A 22,744-nucleotide genomic window follows, 5' to 3' on the forward strand; every position below is an offset into this window, starting at 1 on the left:
GTTAAACAAGCGGGCTGACAAAGTGTCAACTTAAAAATTAGGTAAAGTGTCAATTTAACTTGACGTTTTGTCAAATCCAGTTAAATTATGGCTCCATTGAACGGAAATGAAGGCAAATGATGGATGCCCTGCTAGATTGGATTCAGTCCCCAGCGCAGCTTAGAACCCTGTCACGTAGCAACTTGGCCCCTTTGGCCAACAGCTTGCGCGAGCGTTTGATTCAGTCGGTTTCGCAAACGGGCGGTCACTTTAGTTCCAATTTGGGCACGGTGGAGCTCACGGTGGCTTTGCATTATGTTTTCAACACCCCAGAAGACCGATTGGTCTGGGATGTGGGCCATCAAACGTATCCCCACAAAATGTTGACGGGGCGCAACGACCAAATGGGCAGCATGCGCCAATTGGGCGGTTTGAGCGGTTTTCCCCGCCGCGAGGAAAGTGTTTACGACGCCTTTGGCACCGCGCACTCTTCAACCAGTATTTCTGCCGCTTTTGGCATGGCCATGGCGGCCCAACAAATGGGCAGTCAACGCAAGGCCGTGGCCATCATTGGCGATGGCGCTCTCACTGCGGGCATGGCCTATGAGGCCTTGAACAATGCAGGCGCCAGCAAATGCAACTTGCTGGTGATCTTGAATGACAACGACATGTCTATCAGCCCCCCCGTGGGAGCCTTGAACCATTACTTGCATGAATTGATGAGCGGCAGGTTTTATGCCGATGCCAAAAAAATTGGCAAGCAAGTACTGAAAAATGCGCCCCCTTTGTATGCCTTGGCGCAAATGATTGAGCAGCAAACGCAAAGCTTCATTCAGCCCCAAACAATGTTTGAAAACTTGGGCTTTGAATACACAGGCCCTATCGATGGCCACAATTTGGATGACTTGGTTGACACTCTGCAAAGTTTGTACAACAAACCTGGCCCGCAGTTTTTGCATGTGGTGACGCGCAAAGGCAAGGGCTATGCAAAGGCCGAAGCCGATCCTGTGGCCTATCACGGCCCGAGCAAATTTGATCCAGCTGTCGGCATTGTCAGCGTTGCTTCATCTACGCCTCCCAAGCCCACATTCACGCAGGTATTTGGCCAATGGCTGTGCGACATGGCTGCAAAAGACCAGCGCTTGGTGGGCATCACGCCGGCCATGCGCGAAGGCTCGGGCATGGTGAGTTTCAGCCAGCAGTATCCAAATCGATATCACGATGTGGGCATTGCAGAACAACATGCCGTGACCTTTGCTGCCGGCATGGCCTGCGAAGGTTTGAAGCCTGTGGTGGCCATCTATTCCACTTTCTTGCAGCGAGCCTACGACCAATTGATTCACGATGTGGCACTGCAAAACTTGCCAGTGGTGTTTGCACTAGATCGTGCTGGCATTGTGGGCGCTGATGGCCCGACGCATGCAGGCATGTACGACATTGCTTTTACACGTTGCATTCCCAACATGAGCATTGCCTGCCCTGCAGACGAGGCGGAATGCCGTCAATTGCTCAGCACGGCCTACGCACAAGACCACGCTGTCACAGTGAGATATCCAAGAGGTGCAGGTGTGGGTGCACCAGTGGGCACTGATTTGGATGTTTTGCCTTTTGGCAAAGCAGAAGTGCGGCGCGAAGGCCAAGGCATTGCCTTGCTTGCGTTTGGCCCCTTGCTTTACGAGGCCCTCAAAGTGGCTGAGTCCCTCAATGCCACTGTTGTGAACATGCGCTGGGCCAAGCCCTTGGATATTGAAACTTTAAAACAAATTGCGCTTTCACATGACCGTCTGGTCACGCTGGAAGATGCAACACGCAAGGGCGGTGCAGGCGCGGCAGTGTTAGAGGCCTTGCAAGACCTGGGCATTGTCATGCCTGTGTTGGTGGTGGGCTTTGAAGACGAATTCACAGAGCATGGTGATCCACAAAAATTGATGCAGCAATACGGCCTCACAGCGCCAGGCATTCAAAAACGCATCGAAACATGCTGGCCTGATTTGAAGGTCGCCCCTATTTTGAGAGCGGTGGGCTAAATGGCTGTTTGGACCTTAGGGCTGAATCACAAAACCGCACCCATTGACTTGCGTGAACGCTTTGCGTTTGCGTCAGAAAAATTGGATCAGTCCCTGAGAGGTTTGCGACAAAGCTTTGCCACCCACAAAGAAGTGGCCATTTTGTCTACTTGCAATAGAACCGAAATATATTGCGCGGGTGATGAAGTTCAAATACCGCAAACTTTGAAGTGGTTGGCCGACGCTGGCAACACACAAGTCAACGTCTTGGCCTCGCACACCTATCGCTTTGAGGGCGATGCTTCTGCGCGGCATGCATTTCGAGTTGCCAGTGGCCTAGATTCAATGGTGTTGGGCGAATCGCAAATTTTGGGTCAATTGAAAGAGGCGGTGCGCGTGGCCAGCGATTCAGGTGCCTTGGGTACCACGCTCAATCAGTTGTTTCAGCGCTCTTTCGCAGTGGCCAAAGAAGTCAGAAGCACCACAGAAATTGGGGCTCACTCCATCAGCATGGCAGCTGCTGCCGTGCGATTGTCTGGCCGTATTTTTGAGAACATCAAAGAAACCAATGTCTTGTTTGTAGGCGCAGGTGAAATGATTGAGCTGTGCGTGGCGCACTTTGCTGCCAAGTCGCCCAAATCGATCACGATTGCCAACCGTTCTGCCGATCGTGCCGATTTGTTGGCCCAATCGCATGGCGGTTTAAGCATTTCCTTGGCAGATTTACCCAAGCGACTGCACGAATTTGACATCGTCATCAGTTGCACAGCCAGTACCTTGCCCTTGATTGGCTTGGGAGCCGTGAAAAGTGCTTTGCGCAAGCGGAAAAGCAAGCCCATGTTCATGGTCGATTTGGCGGTGCCTCGCGACATTGAACCTGAAGTCAAAGACCTTCGCGATGTTTATCTTTACACCGTTGACGACCTCACAGAAGTCATCAACAGCGGACAAGTGCACAGGCAAGCTGCCGTGGTCAATGCCGAGGTGATCATTGACGATGGCGTGCAAAAATTCATGGCTTGGCTGGCGCATCGCAACCAAGTGCCGCTCATTCAAGAGCTGAATTATCAAGCCGACGCATGGCGTCAAGCAGAAGTCATGCGAGCACGCAAATTGATAGACAAAGGTCAAAGCATTGAAAGCGTTTTAGAGTCGCTTTCAATGGGCATGATGAAGAAAATGTTGAACGGCCCCTTGCGTGAATTGAATCATGCGGAGGAGCCGCAAAGGGTTAAGGCCCGTGAGGCCGTTAAGCAAATGTTTTTGAAGGTCTAGCGCCGCGCCTTGCGGTTTGACGAAACAAAAGCGAGTGATGTCAGCCTAGCAGTCGAGCTACTTTGGTAGTGTGGACTCAGCTTATTCGCCCAATGGCGCAACTGACAAAAGACTTGGCGTTGGTAATGCCCGCTTCTAGCCCCGAAACAGAGCCTTTTTCAGGGTAGCCCATCGATTTGAGCTTGTCGATAACGAGTTGCTTGATGGACTCTTCCCCAGAAAAGCTCACCATTTGCTTCTCTTGATCGATGACCAGGTTGGTCACCTTGGCAACACTGTTGATGCCCTTCACGATGGAGTTTTCGCAGCCACCGCATTTGATGTTCTCTACTTCAACTTGGAAATTCTGAGTCATTTTGAGCTCCTTTGCAAAAGCCGCCAAGGCGATCGTCGGGCGGTATAGAGTCAGTATCTAACGAATCAAATGGTTATCATATGATTTAAATCAAGGGTTGCGCTAGATCTAAATTGTAAGAAAAAAGACTCTTTTGATGAAAAGTGGCTTGCTCACTTAGAATTTAACAATAATCCCCAATTTGACATTCCTAGCCAAACATATGAGCCTCAAAATTGTTGTCTATTCCAAGTCGGCTTGCCCCCAATGCGAGTCAGCCAAAATGATTCTCAAGTCCAAATCTTTGGCCTACGAAGAAATCAAAATTGACGACGAAGCCGAGCGCATGGCCTTTTATGAAAAGTGTGGCCCTTCAGTGCGTCAAATGCCACAGATTTTCATCAATGACCAGCGGGTCGGAGGCCTCGCTGGTTTGCAGGCTGCTTTGGCTCAGTTAGGCTGATCTCAATGAACGTCACGCAAATCCAGGCCATTCTGATACTCAGCATGATTCTGGGATTTGCTGCCATGGAGTTCATTAGCCGACGCTATCAAAACACAGTGACGGCCACTGCCAACGACACCAAGATAGAACTGTTTATGTTCATCAGCTTGGTGGCTATTACACAGCCCTTGGCCATGCTCACCACAGCCAAATTGGGCACATGGCTGGCGCCAGAATACAAAGATGCGCTAGCCGACTGGCCTTGGTGGGCCATGGTGGGTATCTTGCTATTGTGCGATGACCTCACGCAGTATTGGTGGCATCGCTTGTCGCACTCACCATTGCTGTGGCCACTGCACCGAGCGCATCACTCTGCGGCTTACATGAGCATTCGCATTACCTATCGGAACAATTTCTTTTACTACCTCATGATGCCAGGCCTGTGGTTTGCTGGCATCTTGCTTTACATGGGTGTCAGCGGCATGGTGTATGCCTTGTACATGGTAGTCAAACTGGGTGTCATCATGGGGGCACACTGCGCTTGGCGTTGGGACGAACCGCTTTACAAAATTCGAGCCTTGCGACCCTTGATGTGGGTTTTGGAGAGAACCATTTCAACACCTGCAACCCACTGGGCACATCATGCCATCACTCAAAAAGATGGCGTGGGTCATTACAAAGGCAACTTTGGCAACCTCTTGTTCATTTGGGACATCATTTTTGGCTCGGCCTACATCACGCGCAAGTACCCCAAGCAAGTGGGCCTGAAAGACGACCAGTTGTTTGGACAAGAACACTGGTATCACCAAATGTTCTTTCCATTGTTGCAGTCGAAGCGCGAATTTTCTGCCTTGAAGAAGGGCGGAAAAATTTACTCTGAAGATGAACCCTTAGCGAAGCACTGACGGCAGTGCTGCGCTTGTTCAAGCCTCAATCTTTTTTCTGAAGTTTGTCTTGCGTGCGCAATTCAAAGTCGCTGGCATCATGGCGTTCGTGCAACTGCATGCTCAAGGGGCCCATGACCCGATTGACCATCCGACCGCGTTGTACAGCAGGGCGCGCTTCAATTTCATCGGCCCAGCGAATGACATGGGTGTATTCGTGAACTTGTAAAAACTCGCCCGATTCATAGCGTTCGCCTTTGGCCAAGCTGCCATACCAAGGCCAAATGGCCATGTCCGCAATGGTGTAATCATCGCCGCACACATATCGGTTGTCTGCCAGCCTTTGATTCAAGACATCGAGCTCGCGCTTCACTTCCATAGCAAAGCGGTCGATGGCGTATTCAATTTTGGTGGGCGCATAAGCGTAGAAGTGTCCAAACCCACCTCCAAGGTAAGGCGCACTGCCCATTTGCCACATGAGCCAAGACATGCACTCGGTGCGTTTTGCAATGTCGGTGGGCAAAAAGGCTTTGAATTTTTCAGCCAAATAGAACAGGATGGATCCTGATTCGAATACACGTTGGGGTTGTGGCGTGCTGTAGTCCATCAAGGCCGGAATTTTGGAGTTGGGGTTGACGCCTACAAAGCCACTGCTAAATTGCATGCCTTCATTGATGCGAATGAGCCATGCGTCGTATTCGGCGCCTTGATGGCCCAATGCCAACAACTCTTCAAGCATGACTGTTACTTTGATGCCATTGGGTGTGCCCAAGGAATAAAGCTGAAGAGGGTGTTTGCCACGTGGCAGTTCTAGCTCGTGGGTTGGGCCAGCAACAGGTCGATTGATGTTGGCAAATCGACCGCCATTGGCTTTGGTCCAAGTCCAAACTTTGGGGGGAATGTAAGCAGTGTCTGACATGAAAGTACCTCTTGAATTAAGATAGCGAGCCTACACGAGATTAGGGCCGCTTTGAACATGGAAAATACGTTCAGAGCTGGAAATTGAATGGCAACAGGCCATCTATTGGCCTTCAAAACGGCCTTAATTATGGCCTTACTAATGGCCTTACTAATGGCCTTAATAATGGCTTTCAAAGCAGCATGCCCAGCACAGATGCTGTGATGAACATTGTCAAAGACAGCCCTATTCTGGCGGCGTAAGCTTTACCGCCGCTAATGAGGCTCAGCACAGACTTGGCCACCACACTGGCAGCCAAGATGCCAATCACCCCCCATTTTGCAAGCGCTGACGCAGGATCTTGTGCGCCATTGAGCGTTGCGATGGCCACGGCTGCAGAATGAATTTCTGCAAAGCCAACCAAAATGGCAGACACAAAAGTGCCGGGTTGGCCAAACCACAAACCCATCCAAGTAGCAAGCAAGCTCACGCCGCTGATGCTGGCGGCAATGATGGCCACATGCTTGATTTGAAACGCACCTTCGGTAGCTGGTAAGGTAAAAAGTGCTGCAGATTCATCGCGCTTGAGCCAAGCGATGGATGTCAAGAAAAGCGCCAATCCGCCCAAACCCAAAGGCCAAGCCACAGCCATGAAAAGTGGCATGGAGCTGGTGGCCAACACCACTGAAAACAACACCAAGGAAGCCAGGGTGGACAAGAGAGAAGAAGCGCAAGCAATGGGCAGCATGACTGGCACTTCTTTCGCACGTCGGCCTAGGTCCATGATGACCTCCGTGGATGAAACAAAGCCGGAGAAAAAACTGGCAATGGGCAAGCCCCACTTGATGCCAGTGACGCGAACTGCCAAGTGACCCAGCATGCCTGCCGACATGATCACGACCACAATTTTCCAAACGTCAAAGGGCTTGAATGTGCCCCAAGGGTCAATGGCATCTTGCGGCATGATGGGCAGAATAATCAAGGCAGCTGCAAACAAAACCAATGCGTCTTCGAGTTCCTTTTCACTCAGCAATTCCTGGCTGAATTTGCGAAGTGGTTTTTTCAAAAACAGCAAGCCAGCCACCGCCACGCCCATGGCTGCCGCCAAATCGCTGGCCGATACTGCCAGGCCACCCAGCAATACAGTGAGGCCAAGCGAGACTTCGCCGGTCATGCCGGGGTCGTTGCGATAGGATTTGGCATAACCAATGGCAATTAGCACACCAATGAAAACAAGTGCAGCCAAGAAAATGGGGGTGCCAAAACTGATGGCCACAGCGCCAATGAGGGCTGCCAGCGTATGAGTGCGAACCCCGGCCATCAAGGTGCCATGCTGATGCAGTCTTTCTCGCACGATGCCGATCAAAAAACCAATGCAAAGTGCGGTGAAGATGCCCAGAGTCGATGGGTTGAGGTTCATGCCCTCATCTTATGCCTTTAGCTGAAGGTGTAACCATCCATAGCAATGTGGTAGCTGCCAATACCTCGCAAAAAGGTCTTGGTGGTGGCCTCTAATCATAAAAATCCGAAAGACACCCTAAAATCTCACCCGCATGTCCAATCAAAAATCTCATTCAACTTCTGTGGTCGCTTTTGCCAGTGTCGAAGACATGAGCTTGAAAATCCGTCAAAAGAGCCAACTCAAAGGGCGGCAAGCAGATGATGTTTCACTGCTTGAAGTAAGTGCCTTGTTGCCAATGGAAGACAAAGTCTTGCAACAACGCCCCGATTTGCTCATAGAACATCTTCACAAAATCAACGACAACTTCAGAGGCTTGCACGAGCGCCACTTGGTGGCATTGGCCAAAATCATGAACATGTCGATGGCTGAAGTTTATGAGGTGGCCACTTTCTATCACCACTTTGAAATTATTCGTGACGGTGAAGAGGCGCCTGTTTTCACTTTGCGTGTATGCGATGGCCTCAGTTGTGACATGGCTGGCGCTTTGACACTGCTAGGGCAGCTCAAAGCATCGCTGGGTACCGGCAACATCAAAGTGGTTTCCGCGCCATGCGTGGGTCGATGTGAACAAGCGCCTGTGGCGGTGGTTCACCAGCATGAAATTGGGCATGCCACTTCAGAAAAAGTCATGCAAGCTGTGCAGTCGCAAAGCATTCAACCTGTGGCGCCCGACTACATCGACTTGGCGGCCTATGTGGCCGATGGCGGTTATGCCCTCTTGAGGGGCGTAGTTGAAGGCAAGCTCGACGCTGAAGCTGTTCTCAAAGCCATGGAAGATTCTGGTTTGCGAGGCTTGGGTGGCGCTGGATTTCCAGCTGGCCGCAAATGGCGCATTGTGCGTGAACAAGCTGCGCCTAGGCTCATGGCTGTCAACATTGACGAAGGCGAGCCCGGTACCTTCAAAGACAGAACATATTTGGAGCGCGACCCTCACCGCTTTTTAGAAGGCATGCTGGTGGCGGCCCATGTGGTGGGCATTGAGGCCATCTACATCTACCTGCGCGATGAATACCATGGCTGCCGTCAAGTTTTGAGCCGTGAACTTGAAAAGCTCCAGGCCAATCCGCCGGTGGGCTTGCCGCTTATTGAACTGCGCCGCGGCGCAGGTGCTTATATTTGTGGTGAAGAATCGGCCATGATTGAAAGCATCGAGGGCAAGCGGGGTGAACCGCGCATGCGACCGCCTTACATTGCGCAAGTGGGTTTGTTTGGCAGGCCCACGCTTGAACATAACTTTGAAACGCTTTATTGGGTGCGAGATATTGTGACAAAGGGACCCCAATGGTTCTCTGGCTTTGGTCGCCACAATCGGCAGGGTTTGCGAAGTTTTAGCGTGAGTGGTCGCGTGAAAAAACCAGGCGTTAAATTGGCACCTGCAGGCATTACTGCGGCCGAGCTCATTGAAGAATATTGTGGCGGCATGCAAGACGGCCACACCTTTTATGCTTACTTGCCCGGCGGCGCGTCAGGCGGTATTTTGCCGGCATCTCTCGCACACATTCCGCTCGACTTCGACACTCTTCAACCCTATGGCTGTTTCATTGGATCGGCTGCTGTGATTGTGTTGGGTCATCAAGATTCAGCGCGCCATGCCGCACTCAACATAATGAAGTTTTTTGAGCACGAAAGCTGCGGGCAGTGCACACCGTGTCGTGTGGGAACGGCCAAAGCAGTGCAGTTGATGCAAGCACCAGTATGGGACCTTAGCACCTTAGAAGACTTGAACCAAGTGATGACTGATGCTTCTATTTGCGGCCTTGGTCAAGCAGCGCCTAACCCAGTGCGTTGTGTTCAAAAGTATTTTTCACAAGAGGTGATTTGAATGAATGCACCTTTGTCGCCAAAATTAATGGCACCCCCAAAAATTGAGTTCAAGCTCAACCACCAAACTGTGTTGGGCTTTGAAGGTGAGTCCATCCTCAATGCGGCCAAGCGCAATGGCGTTGACATTCCCCACCTTTGCTACAAAGAAGGTATGCGCGCAGATGGCAACTGCCGTGCGTGTGTGGTGGAAATCAAAGGCGAGAGAACCCTAGCACCAAGTTGCTGTCGCAATGTGTCACCCGGGCTGGAGGTTTCTAGCCAAAGTTTGCGTGCTCAGAAAAGTCAAGAGATGGTGCTTGAGTTGCTGTTGTCTGACATGCCAGACAATGGCTACAAATGGACAGAGCAGGGGCAGCATGGCGAACTGAGTGACTGGGCTCACAAATTGAATGTAGCCGTTCGCCCAGAACTAAAGAGTTTGAGTCGAGAGCAGCCTGCGTGTGATGTGTCGCACCCGGCCATGGCAGTCAACCTCGATGCGTGTATTCAGTGCAACCGATGTGTTCGGGCTTGCCGCGAAGAGCAAGTGAACGATGTGATTGGTTACGCGCACCGTGGTGCAAACAGCCAAATTGTGTTTGACATTGAAGACAGCATGGGCAGCAGCAGTTGTGTGGCCTGCGGCGAATGCGTGCAGGCATGCCCAACTGGCGCGCTGATGCCCAAGACGCAAATTGGCTCGCAAGTGGTAGACCAAAAAGTCGATTCTGTGTGTCCATTTTGTGGTGTGGGTTGTCTGCTCACCTACAACGTGAAAGACAACAAAATAGTGAGCGTAGAAGGGCGCGATGGTCCAGCCAACCACAATCGTTTGTGTGTCAAAGGCCGCTTTGGCTTTGACTACATTCAACACCCTCAACGCCTAACGGTGCCGCTGATTCGCAAAGCAGGCATGGCCAAAGATCCGGCCTTGATTGGCGCATTGAATCGCAATGCAGCAGATTGGTCTTCTGTGTTCAGAGAAGCCACTTGGGAAGAGGCATTGGCCCTAGGCGCAGGCAAGCTAAAGCAGCTGCGTGACACCCATGGCCCTAAATCTTTGGCCGGCTTTGGCTCAGCCAAGGGCAGTAACGAAGAAGCCTACCTGTTTCAAAAGTTGGTTCGCACCGGATTTGGTTCCAATAACGTCGACCATTGCACTCGCTTGTGCCATGCCTCCAGTGTGTCTGCGCTGTTAGAGGGTGTGGGCTCGGCGGCCGTGAGCAATCAGGTGAATGACGTCGAACACGCTGGGCTGATTTTTATCATCGGCTCCAACCCCACGGCCAACCACCCCGTGGCGGCTACTTGGATGAAAAATGCGGCCAAACGCGGTGCCAAAATTGTGTTGGCCGATCCGCGCATCACAGACATTGGCAAGCATGCTTGGCGCACGCTGCAATTCAAGCCCGATACCGATGTGGCCATGCTCAATGCACTGATTTACACCGTGATAGAAGAGGGCTTGGCCAATCAAGAATTTATACAAACCCGCGCCAACAACTACGAAGCGCTGAAGCAAAACATTCAAGGCTACAGCCCCGAAGTCATGGCCCCCATTTGCGGCATTCCTGCCGAAACTCTCAGGGAAGTCGCCCGCGAATTTGCCACCAGCAAATCGGCCATGGTTCTTTGGGGCATGGGCATCAGCCAGCACGTGCATGGCACCGACAATGCGCGTTGCCTCATTGCCTTGGTCACTGTGACTGGGCAAATTGGCAAGCCTGGTTCTGGCTTGCATCCACTGCGCGGTCAAAACAATGTGCAGGGTGCCAGCGATGCGGGTCTCATTCCCATGATGTACCCCAACTATCAACCCGTTAGCAACCCTGATGCGCATGATTGGTTTGAAAAGTTTTGGAACACACCCCTCGACAAGCAGCCCGGCTACACCGTGGTTGAAATCATGCACAAGGCTTTGGCCGAGGATACCGATCCGCACAAAGTTCGCGGCATGTACATCATGGGTGAGAACCCCGCCATGAGCGATCCCGATTTGAACCATGCGCGCCATGCACTGGCTTCACTGGAGCACTTGGTGGTGCAAGATATTTTCATGACAGAAACGGCGTGGTTGGCCGATGTGGTTTTGCCTGCAACAGCATGGCCAGAAAAAACAGGCACGGTGACCAACACCGACCGCATGGTGCAAATGGGACGGCAGGCCGTTCAAGCACCCGGACAGGCCAAAGCCGACTTGTGGATCATTCAGCAAATAGCCAAAGGCATGGGTTTGAATTGGCAGTATGCAGGCGAGCACCACGGGGTGCCTGCGGTTTACGAAGAAATGCGCCAAGCCATGCACGAAGTGATTAGCGGTATCTCATGGGAGCGTTTGGTGCGCGAGTCTAGTGTCACTTACCCCTGCCTCACAGATGAGGATCCTGGTGAGCCAACGGTGTTCAAGGAACAATTTGCCACCGCTGATGGCCGCGTCAATTTGGTTCCTGCAGACATCATTCCAGCCAATGAACGGCCGGATGCTCAGTTCCCATTTGTACTCATCACAGGTCGGCAGCTTGAGCATTGGCATACGGGCAGCATGACGCGCCGAGCCACCGTGCTAGATGCCATCGAGCCAGAAGCCACAGCATCGATGTGCGGTGCCGATTTATTGGCCTTGGGTATTAGCGCGGGGGATGTTGTTACCCTCAGATCGCGTCGAGGTGAAGTGTGTTTGGTGGTGAGACGAGATGATGGCACACCTCAGGGTGCAGTGTTCCTGCCTTTTGCGTATTACGAAGCTGCAGCCAACTTATTGACCAATGCCGCACTCGATCCATTTGGAAAAATACCGGAATTCAAATATTGCGCTATTTCGGTCGAGGCGGGCGGTCAATTGGCCGCTTCGCTTGGATTTTTTCAAGCCTTGAAATAAACCACTTGATGGCTGGTGGCCAGCAGCTGTTGCTGGTCGCTCCATATTTCGGCCGACTGGTCGTGGTAGCCCAAACCAAATCGGGTTGCGCGTGCCAGCCCCAAAACGTGTTGGCTGCCTTGGCTGCTGAGCAAGGCGGTGTCTGCATGGAAATACGTGGTGAGTGAAATGGTACCGGCAGGGTACCTGCCCATTTTTCGCACAAAAATTCGGGGCACAAATGAGTCACAGATGGCGGTGAGTGATAAAAAATCGAGTGGCCGGGGTGGGTCATCTTGTATCCAAAACTCTGTAACTGCATCGGGTTCGTGTTCAGGCTGTTGACCATCAATCATGAGACCTTTGATAGGGCGCATGTCATAACGCCGAGTCCATTCGGGGGCTTTGGATGTGTCCGCTCTGGCCAATGTCAAGGCTGGTTTTTTGTCGGGAAAACTCAATTCTGTTGATTGCCAAGTTTCACGGCGAACGGCAAACACTGCGCTGGCCGTGGTGGCTATTTGACCATCATGCTGAAACAGCGTGATAGACCAATGCTGTGTGGAGCGATTGGTTCGAGTAGGCTGGGCTGCAATGGTGAATGGGCCATCTTCAATGGGGCCTGCAAAATTCACGGTGAGAGATACGGGATCGCCCAAACGCTGGGCATGCTTCAACACTGCATTCAACAGCACAGCCGCAGTAATACCGCCAAAGGGCCCCACCATGTTGCCATAGGCTGGCTGTGTGTGGCCTTGCCAAAGATTCTCACTGACTGGCTCTAAGTGCACGGCCAAATCGAGTGGGTGTGAATTGTTTGTCATTGTGTCAAGCTTGTAAAAAGGAATGGCCTTGTTAAATTTGACCGGAGCACCAAACGATGGCGGGGAAGGTGGCCACCCAAGCCCAGAAAAAACGGTTCAAACCAAAAAACCAAAAAACCAAAAAATGAAACACCGCGGCAATCGTGCAAAAAATCAAGGCCAAACGGGCATCGAGCAAAGCAAGCGGCGCTGCGCACTCCCACACTATAAACGCCCAAGATCCTAGGGTGGCCAGCCAAGGCTTACGCAGCCAATGCCCTGAAGGGAGAGGGCCATGAATGGCTGCATTTAAAAAGATGGTCATGGCACTGCCGTTGCGCCATTCCCCTTGCAGCAATTTGACTGAGCCTGACAAGAAATAAGACGTCATGGACTGAATGGTGATGTACCAAAAGCCAGCGCGCCAGGCCATTTCAGTATCTGTGAAGCAACTTGCCACTTGGGCTATGAGGAGTCCGGTAATCACCACCAAGGTCATGAAATCGCTGCCACCATTGAAGGCGCCCCGCCATCGAATGAGCACAAGCAAATTGCTCACGAACAAAAAGCCAATGTTGAATAAATGGCCACCCTGCACAAGCAAGCTCATCAATGCCAGGAGCCTGGTAAGCAGCAATACTCTGAACATGCTTGGAGTGAACAGCTTGTCTAAGACTCCACGTATCCAAGCCGTGGGAATATCTTGCCGCTGAATCGACCAAACCCAGAGCCCCTTGCCCTGCATGGCAGATTGCATGCGCCAATACTCCAAGGTCTGAATGCCGGCAGACAAAGCAAATAGCCACTCGATGGCACGAATGGCCCAGGGTGTGCTTAGAACAAACGGGGTTGTCCAGTCGGGTGTCACGACAGTACCTCTATGGGCGAAGTCATCATGACGTGGGTGTGAACAGTTTCTGTGGTGTTGTCTAGCAGCATGCGCAACTCAAATTGACTGTGCGAATGCGCCGGATATTTGTCTTTCAAAACGCCTTGCACAAAATGCGCCACCATTTGGTAGGTGACCAAACTGCGAGGATCGGAGCCATCTGGCGCATCGTTCAAATCGGCCCAGAAGTGGTCAATTAAATTTTGCTGCGCCAAACCCAAGTTGGTATTGGGGTTGTGAAAAAGATGCCAAAAACTTGGCGAGGTACGCGGGTAAAGATGCTCCCATTCGGCCCATGTGTGTTCTCCGCTTGCGCTGAGCTGGGAGGCGCGCGCATACAGATGAGGCACATACCCCACCGTGTGAAAGAACTTCCAGTTGGGGAAAAAAGAGCGGAGTAAGAAAAGCCAAGGGCCCCGAACAACGGGGGTTTTGTAGATCAAGGTGAGGGCGAGCACCAAGAAATAAGCGATGACCCAGTAAATTGACATGACATTCGAGGGAACTTGGCCGCACCATTGCAACACCGAATGTGCCAATTCTATTCATGAATCGGCTTTAAATAGATCGCTTTTCTGGGTCAGTCTGCAGTCAATCGCTTTAATTTAGACCGCAGCTTTTTGATGGTCTTGCGGATTTCATCTGCTTTTTCTTTGTTCTTCTTACTCTGTTTTTTTCTCGACGCTGGTTTTTGAGCTAGCAGTGTTTGACGGCATTTGGGGCTACCGCACCAGCATGGGTATTGAGCAATCAAGGCCTTTGTGATGGGTTCGTCAATGATGAGGCCATAGTCATAATTGAGTTCTGCACCTGCAGGAATATTTTTCTTGGCTTTGATAAAGACCCGACCATCGATCACCTCAGGCTTGCAATTGGGCGAGCAACAATGATTGATCCAACGTGCTGAATTGCCACCATGCAGTGCGTCAATCACGCGGTCTTCATCAATTTGAAAGTAAAAAGTGTGATTCGGATCTTTGGGGTCATGCGGATGCCGGTCTTCGGCTTCTTGGGCAGAGATAATTTCGCCAACGTACTCAATGACGGTATCTCCTTTTGCAATGTCTTGCAGTGCAAACACGCCTTTGCCATGAACGCCAGATTTGCGAACTTGAATTCTTCTTGTGGAAGACTTCGGTGAATCAGTCGATGAGCTTGATTTTTTCATGGAATGATGTTGCCAGAAATTCTGTGAAACACGTCCGATGGCAATTGCTCGCGAAGAAATTCACAGTCGATTGTCACAAATATTTCACAACAATGAAATTTATTTGAAACGCCACGGCGACATCATCAACTTCCAAGTTAATACAACTTGGAGCACATGATGAAAGAATTGCCAAACCCCACTTTTCCCATTTCACAGATTGCTTTGCCACGGGGGTCACTTCATCAAAGCCCTCAAGATCAAGGTGTTGCCAGCTGCGCAAAAGTTTCGAAATCTCCCATCGAAGTTAGCTGGGCTCAGCATCAAGATGAAGTAAGGGAAGCCCAACGACTTCGTTATGAAGTCTTTGCAAACGAAATGGGTGCCCGCTTGCCAGATACATTGGCGGGTCACGACATCGACTTGTTTGACGATTATTGTGAGCACCTCCTGGTTCGCGACGGCGACACTCGCACAGTGATCGGAACTTACCGAGTTTTGACACCTGCGCAAGCCAAACGCGCAGGCGGTACCTACACAGATACTGAATTTGATCTCACTCGCTTGCGTTTTATGAGAGAACGCATGGTTGAATTAGGCAGAAGCTGTGTGCATGCCGACCACCGACACGGTGGCGTGATTTTGGCGCTGTGGGGCGCTCTGTTTGAGTTCATGTCACGCAATCAATTGGACACCATGATTGGTTGTGCAAGCATTCCCATGTTGCACAACGGCATTGTGAGTGGAGATGCCGCGGCCAGCATTTGGAGACAATTGTCGAAAACCAACTTGGCATCGATTGAATTTCACGCTCGCCCCCGCTTACCCTTGCCCATTGAAGAATTAGATTCAGACATACCGGTAGAGCCGCCAGCGCTCATTAAGGGCTACTTGCGGCTCGGTGCCAAAATTCTTGGCGCACCAGCATGGGATCCAGATTTCAATACAGCGGATTTGCCCATGTTGATGCAAGTCAAAGATTTGCCCCTACGTTATCGCAAGCATTTTGTGGGGGCATGATGATGTTCAAAGATGCTCAGGAATTTATGCCTGGCGAGAGCCAAACAGTGCGACACTACCGCGCCATCTTTATTTCTGATTTGCATCTTGGAACGCCTGGCTGCCAAGCAGAAGCCTTGTTAGAGTTTTTAAGAACACACTCTTGCGATACCTTGTATTTGGTTGGGGACATTATTGATGGTTGGCAGCTAAGGCGAAAATGGTTCTGGCCCCAAGCGCACAACGATGTGGTTCAGAAAATTCTTAGAAAAGCTCGCAAAGGTTGCCGTGTTGTTTATGTGCCTGGAAATCACGATGAATTTGCGCGTGAATTTTTAGACCATTCATTTGGTGGTGTTGAAGTGGTCGAGCATGCGGTGCATTTGACGGCAGATGGCAAAAAACTGTGGGTCATCCACGGCGACTATTTTGACGGTGTGATTCAATTTGCCAAATGGCTTGCCTATGTGGGCGACACCTTGTATGAGTGGGCACTCAAGGCCAACCGTCACTTAAATTACATGCGCGGCCGACTAGGCTTACCCTATTGGTCACTGTCAGCCTACTTGAAGCTCAAGGTCAAAAAAGCCGTTAACTTCATCTCTGATTTTGAAGTGGCCGTTGCACGAGAGGCAAAAAAATTGGGTTACGACGGAGTGGTTTGCGGGCACATTCACCACGCCGAAATTCGGAATATCGATGGTGTTCTCTATTGCAACGATGGCGACTGGGTGGAAAGCTTGAGCACCTTGGTAGAGCACCACGATGGTCGTTTGGAAATATTGACATTTGATCCTTACTCAGAAACGAAAATTGCCATTAAAACGACTGCACTGGTGAATGCATGAAACTTGTCCTGGTGACAGATGCCTGGCAACCGCAAGTCAATGGCGTGGTCACCACACTGGTGGAATTGGTAAAAGAACTCAGCTTGGCTGGACATTCCGTAGAGGTGATTCACCCTGGCATGTTTCAAACCAAACCATGCCCAGGCTATGCAGGCATTGATTTGGCCGTTAAACCCAAGAACCAACTTCAAAAAATATTGAAGTCAATAGAGTTTGATGCCATTCATTTGGCAACCGAAGGACCCCTAGGGTGGGCAGCCAGAAGTATTTGCCACAAAAACAAGTGGTGCTATACAACGGCCTACCACACGCGCTTCCCAGAAATTTTGAAAGCTGCTTTGAAATTGCCTTTGTGGGTAGGTTATGCCATTTTCAAGCATTTCCACCGTCACTCGGCGGGTGTGATGGTGCCAACCATTGGCGTTCTCAATTTGTTATCCAAGCAGGGGTTTAAGAATTTAAAGCCATGGACACATGGCGTAGATGTCAACTTATTTGACTATTCGCATGAGCCTGCAGATTACCTGCCATTGGCGCACTTAAAGCGCCCTTTGGCTATTTTTGTAGGTCGTGTTTCCTATGAGAAGAACATTGAAACATTTTTGAAGATGCCCTTTGAAGGGACAAAAGTTGTTTGTGGCGTGGGCCCATTAGAGGCAGATTTAAAAAAGAGATACGCAGGCATCACATGGTTAGGTTTGTTGCCACGGCCAGAACTTGCGCAGGTTTATAGCACAGCGGATGTCTTTGTCTTTCCAAGCCGTCATGAAACTTTCGGTTTGGTCATGCTCGAAGCTATGGCATGCGGCACACCTGTTGCAGCTTTCCCTGTAGATGGGCCACAAGAGGTTCTTTTAAATCACCAGACAGGGGTGATCAAAGGGGGCGTACTGTGCGATGATTTGGCCATAGCAACCCAATCGGCTTTGAAAATTCCCAGAAACTTGGCAAGAGAACGCGCAATGGAGTTTAGTTGGGAAAAATCCAGTACCTCATTCATTGAGAATTTGGTGGCAGCAAAAACAAATGCTTGGTAATTGCGGCCTATCAGATTCAGTTTAACGCTTTGCAGGCGCCGACAATCGCCGCAAATCTTCTTCCGACAGCAACTCGAAAACTCTAACCACTTTCTCTAAACCAGAAACCTGGCTGGTGCTTACCAAATCTGTGACGCGCTTGGCTTCTTGTTCGGTCAGACGACCCATCAAATAAACGATGCCACGCTCCACCACGATGTAAACAGCTGACGAGTGGACGTCCTTGGCTTGAATCAATAGACTCCTGATCTGCCCATTGATCACGCTGTCTTTTGCGCGTTGTGTCAATGAACTTACGGGACCAATAGATAGGTCATTGACCACCGATTTAACATTGTCTTGACTTTTTACGAAGCGCTCGACCAATGCTTTTTCCGATTCATTGCCGACTTCGCCTGTTAAAAGTACCATTCTGTTGTAACTGTGCACGCGGACATTGGTATTTTTAGACAAGATATTTCTCAAACCAGATGCAGATCGAAGCTCAATGGCCTCATCCTCTATTTGGATGCCGGCTGTCCTTCTGTCTATAACGGCTTTGCCAGCCAATGCAACGCCACCAAGTACCATGGGTGCACATGCAGAAAGTTGAAACGATGCCAGTAGGCAAAATACGCAGACAAATCTTGTCGAACAAAAAATGTTGATCAATGTTGAGGCATATTTTTTCATGACGTATAAGCTGTGACTGTTTTAAATTTTAGGAAATACCAAATCAGGCAAGGCCATCACCCAAATTGGGAACCAAGAAATAATAACGGTACCTATGAAAATTGCCAGAAGAGCAGGCAATACCGATTGCATGACTTCCTTCAAACTTTTCTTGAAAACGGCACTTGCAAAATAGATATTCATGCCAGCAGGAGGACACAGAAATCCCATTTCTAGATTTGCAAGAAAAATAATGCCAAAGTGAATTGGGTCAATGCCATAACTCATGGCCAAAGGAAGCAGCAGGGGTACCAAGACGATGATGGCTGCATAAATTTCCATCAGTGCGCCCGCAAAAAACAAAAAGATGTTCAATGCCAATAAAAAAACGTATTTGTTTTGGGTAATGCCTTGCACCCATTCGGATGCCATGTCTGGCACGCCAACATCAATCAAGTAGTTGGTTAATCCAAGTGCCATGCCCATAATAAGCAGAATGCCGCCAATGATTTGGGCTGACTGAACCAAACAATGGATGAACGTTTGCGAACTCAATTCACGGTGTACGCCCCACTGCGTCACAAGCGCATAAACGACAGTCATGGCAGCGCCTTCGGTGGGCGTGGCCAGCCCTGATATGAGAGAGCCAACCGCAACCAAGGGTGCAAGCAACTCCCATTTGGCGTTCCAAAGAGCTTGCTTCAAAGGGATGGCTTCAAATGTCTGAGAAGGGAAGTTGTTAAATATTCTCTGTGAAACTATTGATCGGCCTGTGCCTCGCAAAAATCCACCAAAGACCACCAAGCACACAATCATCAAAACTGCAGGAACCAATCCTGCGACAAACATGGTATTGATTGGAACGCGGGCCATGATGGCATACATGATGAGAGGCACTGAAGGTGCCAACAGAACACCCAAAGAACTGGCGCTGGTAATCAAACCAATTGATTTAGATTCCGGATAGCCTACTTTCAAAAGCAAAGGAAGCATCAATCCGCCAAGGGCAAGGATGGTGACGCCACTACCCCCTGTTAGCGCGGTAAAGCAGCTGCACAAACAAGCAACAGCAAAGATACTGCCGCGTTGCCCTGAACCAAAAAATGCAGTGAACAATTGGCTTAGTCTTTGGGCGGCCTGTGTGTTGGCAAAAATCAATCCAGCCAGCGTGAAAAGGGGCAGTGCGGGAAGCGACGGATTGACCGTTATTTGGTAGTGCGAAAGAGACAATGAGGCCAATGGAATGTTTTCTGAGGAAAACAAAATCCAGGATAGTCCGGCCAGTACCAAGAAAACCGGTCCTCCCAAAATCAACAAGCAAAGCAAGAAAAAACTGGCCAAAGTGCTAGAGATGGTGGCGTCTATCAGCCACGCATTAACCGGTACCACCATGAACCAAACAGCCAGCATGCCCGCCCATTGAATCAACCAATGGTCATGCCACTTTTGGCCCAATTGAATGGCAAGTGTGCAAAACCCTAGGGGAAGAGCACATAAAAACACCCAGGTGGGCACGCCATAAGCAATGACTTGACCAGATTCAATTTCTGACATCACCAAATCATGGCTGCCCAGCGCTAGAACACCACACAAAAGGCTTGAAGATAAAAAGACAAATGCGCGCGCTATTTTTTTCGAAAGGGGGCTGTGAAATTCTTTCCAAAGAGATCCCAAACTTGTCAGATGTCCCGTTCGTTCAGCGTACACAGCACCTGCCAACGAGAAAAGCAATCCTAAGTGTTGAACCACGACAGGCGCATTTTCAATACCGCTGCCTTGAATAGGGCGCAATAGCACTTCTATGAATGGAATCAACACCATGCCCAACAAAGCCGCTGCGGCAATGCTTGAATCCCAAGCCCTTAGCCTAGCCATGGCACGATCCAAAAATTGCATCATGGTGTTTTTTGACTTCGGAAAGTCTTCAAGTGCATGAAGACTTCATCAAAGGTATCAGCAGGAACCATTTTTCCGCGAATGCGCGGGTAAAGCGACTCGCTGAGGTTCTGCCATTCCTTCATTTGCGCTGCATTGGGCTTGTTGACCTGAAGTCCGCGCTTCTTCATGGCATCAACGGCTTCTTCAACTTCTTTGCGTGCTTGCATCCGAATGACCACGCCAGCTTTGTCGGATGAGCTTTTCAATGCACGTTGCATTTCTGGCGTCATGTCGTCCCAAGATTTTTTAGTGATCACAAAGGCGCCGACGATAGGCGCCCAATTGATCTCAAGCATGTGTTGAGCAGAGTTAAAGATTTGTGATGCCAAAGCAAAGTAGGGCGTAGAAGGGACAACGTTGATCATGCCCGTCTGAATAGATGGCAAGATGTCTGTTGGCTCCAATGGCACTGGTGTGTAGCCAAGACTTTTCATGATTTCTTGTTGTTCTGCTTCGGCACCCCAAGCAAAAAACTTCATCTTCTTGTAATCATCAGGGCTGAAAGCCGCTTGTTTAGAAAAAAAGCGCACCCATCCAGCATCTCCCCAGGCCAAAACAACATAGCCTTTCTCCAAAAACTTCTTTTCCATGTTGGGGCGCATTTTTTCGCGCACATAGTCCAACTCTTCCCAGGAGCGAAATGCCAGTGGTAAATTTTGCAACGCAGCAATCGAAGGTTCAATTTCACGCAGGCCCACCACAGACAGCAAGGCTGCTTGTAACTGCCCAATTCGCATTCTGCGAACCATTTCAGCTTCGCCACCTTGGCTACCGTCTGTGAATACGTTGAAGCGCGATGGCCCAGACTGACTTTTCTTCCAAGATTCACCAATTTCCATCAACTGTCGGTGATAAAGAGAATTTTTTGGAACCAGTGAGCCAATTTTCAATTGTGGATCGGCAGCGAGTGATGCCAAGGGTGAGAGTGCTGTCAGTGAGAGGGCCAAGGAGATGGCTTTGCGCCTTTTGATCATGGAACTCATGGTGAATGTGATGTATTAAAAAAGATTGTCGACGTTGTCTAAAAGCCACTTGGCTCTGCGCCGCATGACGGTGTTGGTCAAATCAGTTTGCTTTGCAGAAACATCAATCGCCTGCTGCAGCAGCAATATAAAAGCTTCTTTTTTTCGTGTTGCAACAGCCCAGTTTTCGGCCTTGGAAACCATGGGTGAAATTTGATCTGAGCGCCATTGAATGCTGAGATCAAAATATTTTTCAGCAACTTCAGGTTTGCCATTGGGTTTTGCCAATTCAAGCGTCCCCATCATGCTGGCCAAAGCACCTTTGTCGAACTGAGGTTGGGACTGCCATGCCAGTTCAGCCAATCTGATGACCTGTGGTAGGTCGGCCACCAAATCTGGCGAGTCCTTGGACAGTGAAATAGCGCCTGCCCATGATGTCATGACCCAGTAAGCAAGGCCAACGTGTTCACTGGCCAGTTTTTGCACTTTACCAGTTGATTCACGCTGAAGTTGCACTTCCAGTGTTGGGTACTTGGAGCGAAGGGTTCTCCAGCCAATGTTTTTGGCCCGCATCAGCATCTTGGCAGCGCGTGTTCTTAAGTGGGTGGCTTTCTGAATGCTGTCAGATTCAACGCGATCTGCTTCGTCCATGAGAAAAACAAAAGCGTATTGTGTAAAACCGCGAGTGACAGATTCGGCTAGCTTGACGTGTTCAGGAATTTCATCCAGCAGCGATTCAGAAATTTTTAAGTGGTAGGCACTTGCGTGCATGAGCAACTCAAGATCGTCGTCTGCTGAACTTGTTTCTTTAGACAGTACATCGCCTGCATTTCGCAGCAAATGTTGCTGTACAGAACATGCTGATAAGAAAAAGATTGAAAAAGTGCCAGCCAGAAGAAAAAGACAAAGTCTCAAATATCGTTTCATCAAACTGGCACCTCTTGCACGTCAAGTGTTTTGATAGGACATTTGAAGCAATGCCAATTTGGTTTCATCGCCAAGTCGTTCAACCTTGGCTAAAAATGCGTTGTACACAATCAGGCAAATCAGTGCTGTGCCAATGCCAATGGCAGTGGCAAGCAAAGCGGTCCCGATGCCTGCACTCACGCCTTGTGGATCTGAAATGCCAGATTTAGCCAGTGCAGTGAAGGTGTCGAAAATTCCCAAAATGGTGCCAAGCAGACCCAATAAGGGCGCAGCAGTGACAATGGTATCCAACACCCAAAGGTGTTGATTCAATTGATGCTGAACTCGAATGAAGGCCTGCTCTGCCACATCGTCTGCCACCTTTTGACTGGCAGATGGTTGCAATCCATTGACGAAAGCATGCGCAACGACCTCGCCTACATCGCCTGATTTAAATTCAGGCAATGCAGACTTGGTGTTGAGAGCTTGCAATAGACTTTTAATTTGCCGATTAGCGTGCGTGTAAAAAATAGTGCGTTCTATGGCCAAAAAAACAGCCAATCCCAACGCAAAATAAAGAAGATACAAAGACGCATCGTGCAAAAAAATCATCATGCTGAA

The 22,744-nt window shown here is 50.0% G+C and carries 21 protein-coding genes; 9 read left to right on the top strand and 12 right to left on the bottom strand.

Translation table 11 applies throughout. The features are described from left to right. Window positions 1-119 precede the first annotated feature (119 nt). Window positions 120-2,006: a 1-deoxy-D-xylulose-5-phosphate synthase gene (dxs, locus tag B9Z32_RS05015; RefSeq protein ID WP_108421009.1), complete on the top strand. Its 1,887-nt coding sequence runs from the start codon at window positions 120-122 to the stop codon at window positions 2,004-2,006. Then, the gene (gene hemA / locus B9Z32_RS05020) at window positions 2,007-3,260 is read left to right on the top strand and encodes a glutamyl-tRNA reductase (protein ID WP_108420209.1); all 1,254 of its coding nucleotides are present in this window, start codon (window positions 2,007-2,009) and stop codon (window positions 3,258-3,260) included. Between the two features lie 76 nt (window positions 3,261-3,336). Here the strand turns inward: hemA and B9Z32_RS05025 are convergent, their stop codons facing one another. Further along, window positions 3,337-3,615 carry a heavy metal-associated domain-containing protein gene (locus B9Z32_RS05025; RefSeq protein ID WP_108420210.1) on the bottom strand — a complete coding sequence of 93 codons (279 nt, stop codon included), beginning with the start codon at window positions 3,613-3,615 and terminating at the stop codon, window positions 3,337-3,339. Window positions 3,616-3,817: 202 nt separating this feature from the next. Here B9Z32_RS05025 and B9Z32_RS05030 point away from each other — a divergent pair, with 202 nt between their 5' ends. After that, window positions 3,818-4,057 carry a glutaredoxin domain-containing protein gene (locus tag B9Z32_RS05030; protein WP_108420211.1) on the top strand — a complete coding sequence of 80 codons (240 nt, stop codon included), beginning with the start codon at window positions 3,818-3,820 and terminating at the stop codon, window positions 4,055-4,057. A gap of 5 nt (window positions 4,058-4,062) precedes the next feature. Beyond that, a complete protein-coding gene (locus tag B9Z32_RS05035) occupies window positions 4,063-4,944 on the top strand; it encodes a sterol desaturase family protein (RefSeq protein WP_108420212.1) in 882 nt (293 codons plus the stop codon). Window positions 4,945-4,969: 25 nt separating this feature from the next. Here the strand turns inward: B9Z32_RS05035 and yghU are convergent, their stop codons facing one another. Together yghU and B9Z32_RS05045 are read right to left on the bottom strand one after the other, a co-directional pair. Next, window positions 4,970-5,842, bottom strand: coding sequence for a glutathione-dependent disulfide-bond oxidoreductase (gene yghU / locus B9Z32_RS05040; protein WP_108420213.1), 873 nt, complete (start codon window positions 5,840-5,842; stop codon window positions 4,970-4,972). A gap of 172 nt (window positions 5,843-6,014) precedes the next feature. Further along, window positions 6,015-7,241 (bottom strand): DUF4010 domain-containing protein, encoded by a 1,227-nt coding sequence (locus B9Z32_RS05045; RefSeq protein WP_108420214.1) that lies wholly within the window; start codon window positions 7,239-7,241, stop codon window positions 6,015-6,017. Between the two features lie 133 nt (window positions 7,242-7,374). Between B9Z32_RS05045 and B9Z32_RS05050 the strand changes: the two genes are divergently transcribed. After that, window positions 7,375-9,105, top strand: a complete 1,731-nt coding sequence (locus tag B9Z32_RS05050) for an NADH-ubiquinone oxidoreductase-F iron-sulfur binding region domain-containing protein (protein ID WP_108420215.1) — start codon at window positions 7,375-7,377, stop codon at window positions 9,103-9,105. Then, window positions 9,106-11,964: a formate dehydrogenase subunit alpha gene (gene fdhF, locus B9Z32_RS05055; protein WP_108420216.1), complete on the top strand. Its 2,859-nt coding sequence runs from the start codon at window positions 9,106-9,108 to the stop codon at window positions 11,962-11,964. It begins immediately after the preceding gene. Here fdhF and B9Z32_RS05060 read toward each other — a convergent pair. The 4 genes from B9Z32_RS05060 to B9Z32_RS05075 form a co-directional block, all read right to left on the bottom strand. Beyond that, window positions 11,949-12,767, bottom strand: coding sequence for an acyl-CoA thioesterase II (locus tag B9Z32_RS05060; RefSeq protein WP_108420217.1), 819 nt, complete (start codon window positions 12,765-12,767; stop codon window positions 11,949-11,951). The genes fdhF and B9Z32_RS05060 overlap by 16 nt on opposite strands. A 31-nt stretch (window positions 12,768-12,798) precedes the next feature. Further along, window positions 12,799-13,614 carry a hypothetical protein gene (locus B9Z32_RS05065; protein WP_233248086.1) on the bottom strand — a complete coding sequence of 272 codons (816 nt, stop codon included), beginning with the start codon at window positions 13,612-13,614 and terminating at the stop codon, window positions 12,799-12,801. Further along, complete coding sequence (locus B9Z32_RS05070) at window positions 13,611-14,126, bottom strand: hypothetical protein (protein WP_146179452.1); 516 nt, start codon at window positions 14,124-14,126, stop codon at window positions 13,611-13,613. The genes B9Z32_RS05065 and B9Z32_RS05070 overlap by 4 nt, the downstream gene beginning before the upstream one ends. Before the next feature lie 89 nt (window positions 14,127-14,215). Further along, the gene (locus tag B9Z32_RS05075) at window positions 14,216-14,803 is read right to left on the bottom strand and encodes an SET domain-containing protein (protein WP_108420219.1); all 588 of its coding nucleotides are present in this window, start codon (window positions 14,801-14,803) and stop codon (window positions 14,216-14,218) included. Between the two features lie 159 nt (window positions 14,804-14,962). On the opposite strand from B9Z32_RS05075, the gene B9Z32_RS05080 reads away from it, so the two are divergent. The 3 genes from B9Z32_RS05080 to B9Z32_RS05090 are packed head-to-tail and all read left to right on the top strand — an operon-like array spanning window position 14,963 to window position 17,666. Then, window positions 14,963-15,802, top strand: coding sequence for a GNAT family N-acetyltransferase (locus B9Z32_RS05080; RefSeq protein ID WP_108421011.1), 840 nt, complete (start codon window positions 14,963-14,965; stop codon window positions 15,800-15,802). Continuing rightward, entirely contained in the window at window positions 15,802-16,629 is an 828-nt protein-coding gene (locus B9Z32_RS05085) for a UDP-2,3-diacylglucosamine diphosphatase (protein ID WP_233248191.1), read from the top strand. Before B9Z32_RS05080 ends, B9Z32_RS05085 begins: the two co-directional genes overlap by 1 nt. Next, a complete protein-coding gene (locus B9Z32_RS05090; protein WP_108420221.1) occupies window positions 16,626-17,666 on the top strand; it encodes a glycosyltransferase family 1 protein in 1,041 nt (346 codons plus the stop codon). Before B9Z32_RS05085 ends, B9Z32_RS05090 begins: the two co-directional genes overlap by 4 nt. Before the next feature lie 21 nt (window positions 17,667-17,687). On the opposite strand, the gene B9Z32_RS05095 is transcribed toward B9Z32_RS05090, so the two are convergent. From B9Z32_RS05095 to B9Z32_RS05115, 5 genes are all read right to left on the bottom strand, one after another. Further along, complete coding sequence (locus B9Z32_RS05095; protein ID WP_233248087.1) at window positions 17,688-18,236, bottom strand: BON domain-containing protein; 549 nt, start codon at window positions 18,234-18,236, stop codon at window positions 17,688-17,690. Between the two features lie 123 nt (window positions 18,237-18,359). Beyond that, window positions 18,360-20,216: a TRAP transporter large permease subunit gene (locus tag B9Z32_RS05100; RefSeq protein ID WP_108420223.1), complete on the bottom strand. Its 1,857-nt coding sequence runs from the start codon at window positions 20,214-20,216 to the stop codon at window positions 18,360-18,362. After that, window positions 20,213-21,238, bottom strand: a complete 1,026-nt coding sequence (gene dctP, locus B9Z32_RS05105; protein WP_233248089.1) for a TRAP transporter substrate-binding protein DctP — start codon at window positions 21,236-21,238, stop codon at window positions 20,213-20,215. The genes B9Z32_RS05100 and dctP overlap by 4 nt, the downstream gene beginning before the upstream one ends. Window positions 21,239-21,253: 15 nt before the next feature. After that, the gene (locus B9Z32_RS05110) at window positions 21,254-22,144 is read right to left on the bottom strand and encodes a TRAP transporter TatT component family protein (RefSeq protein WP_108420224.1); all 891 of its coding nucleotides are present in this window, start codon (window positions 22,142-22,144) and stop codon (window positions 21,254-21,256) included. 21 nt (window positions 22,145-22,165) lie between these two features. Next, a complete protein-coding gene (locus B9Z32_RS05115; RefSeq protein ID WP_108420225.1) occupies window positions 22,166-22,738 on the bottom strand; it encodes a MotA/TolQ/ExbB proton channel family protein in 573 nt (190 codons plus the stop codon). Window positions 22,739-22,744 lie beyond the last annotated feature (6 nt).

The sequence above is a fragment of the Limnohabitans sp. MMS-10A-178 genome, assembly GCF_003063375.1.
GTDB lineage: Bacteria > Pseudomonadota > Gammaproteobacteria > Burkholderiales > Burkholderiaceae_C > Limnohabitans_A.

What these genes read in the sequence shown, in the direction of transcription:
- hemA (WP_108420209.1), top strand. Translation starts at nt 2,007, where the DNA reads ATGGCTGTTTGGACCTTAGGGCTGAATCACAAAACCGCACCCATTGAC.
- B9Z32_RS05045 (WP_108420214.1), bottom strand. Translation starts at nt 7,241, where the DNA reads ATGAACCTCAACCCATCGACTCTGGGCATCTTCACCGCACTTTGCATT.
- fdhF (WP_108420216.1), top strand. Translation starts at nt 9,106, where the DNA reads ATGAATGCACCTTTGTCGCCAAAATTAATGGCACCCCCAAAAATTGAG.
- B9Z32_RS05080 (WP_108421011.1), top strand. Translation starts at nt 14,963, where the DNA reads ATGAAAGAATTGCCAAACCCCACTTTTCCCATTTCACAGATTGCTTTG.
- B9Z32_RS05030 (WP_108420211.1), top strand. Translation starts at nt 3,818, where the DNA reads ATGAGCCTCAAAATTGTTGTCTATTCCAAGTCGGCTTGCCCCCAATGC.
- B9Z32_RS05075 (WP_108420219.1), bottom strand. Translation starts at nt 14,803, where the DNA reads ATGAAAAAATCAAGCTCATCGACTGATTCACCGAAGTCTTCCACAAGA.
- B9Z32_RS05085 (WP_233248191.1), top strand. Translation starts at nt 15,802, where the DNA reads ATGATGTTCAAAGATGCTCAGGAATTTATGCCTGGCGAGAGCCAAACA.
- B9Z32_RS05070 (WP_146179452.1), bottom strand. Translation starts at nt 14,126, where the DNA reads ATGTCAATTTACTGGGTCATCGCTTATTTCTTGGTGCTCGCCCTCACC.
- B9Z32_RS05095 (WP_233248087.1), bottom strand. Translation starts at nt 18,236, where the DNA reads ATGGTACTTGGTGGCGTTGCATTGGCTGGCAAAGCCGTTATAGACAGA.
- B9Z32_RS05035 (WP_108420212.1), top strand. Translation starts at nt 4,063, where the DNA reads ATGAACGTCACGCAAATCCAGGCCATTCTGATACTCAGCATGATTCTG.
- B9Z32_RS05110 (WP_108420224.1), bottom strand. Translation starts at nt 22,144, where the DNA reads ATGAAACGATATTTGAGACTTTGTCTTTTTCTTCTGGCTGGCACTTTT.
- B9Z32_RS05025 (WP_108420210.1), bottom strand. Translation starts at nt 3,615, where the DNA reads ATGACTCAGAATTTCCAAGTTGAAGTAGAGAACATCAAATGCGGTGGC.
- B9Z32_RS05060 (WP_108420217.1), bottom strand. Translation starts at nt 12,767, where the DNA reads ATGACAAACAATTCACACCCACTCGATTTGGCCGTGCACTTAGAGCCA.
- B9Z32_RS05115 (WP_108420225.1), bottom strand. Translation starts at nt 22,738, where the DNA reads ATGATGATTTTTTTGCACGATGCGTCTTTGTATCTTCTTTATTTTGCG.
- B9Z32_RS05100 (WP_108420223.1), bottom strand. Translation starts at nt 20,216, where the DNA reads ATGATGCAATTTTTGGATCGTGCCATGGCTAGGCTAAGGGCTTGGGAT.
- yghU (WP_108420213.1), bottom strand. Translation starts at nt 5,842, where the DNA reads ATGTCAGACACTGCTTACATTCCCCCCAAAGTTTGGACTTGGACCAAA.
- B9Z32_RS05050 (WP_108420215.1), top strand. Translation starts at nt 7,375, where the DNA reads ATGTCCAATCAAAAATCTCATTCAACTTCTGTGGTCGCTTTTGCCAGT.
- B9Z32_RS05090 (WP_108420221.1), top strand. Translation starts at nt 16,626, where the DNA reads ATGAAACTTGTCCTGGTGACAGATGCCTGGCAACCGCAAGTCAATGGC.
- dctP (WP_233248089.1), bottom strand. Translation starts at nt 21,238, where the DNA reads ATGAGTTCCATGATCAAAAGGCGCAAAGCCATCTCCTTGGCCCTCTCA.
- dxs (WP_108421009.1), top strand. Translation starts at nt 120, where the DNA reads ATGGATGCCCTGCTAGATTGGATTCAGTCCCCAGCGCAGCTTAGAACC.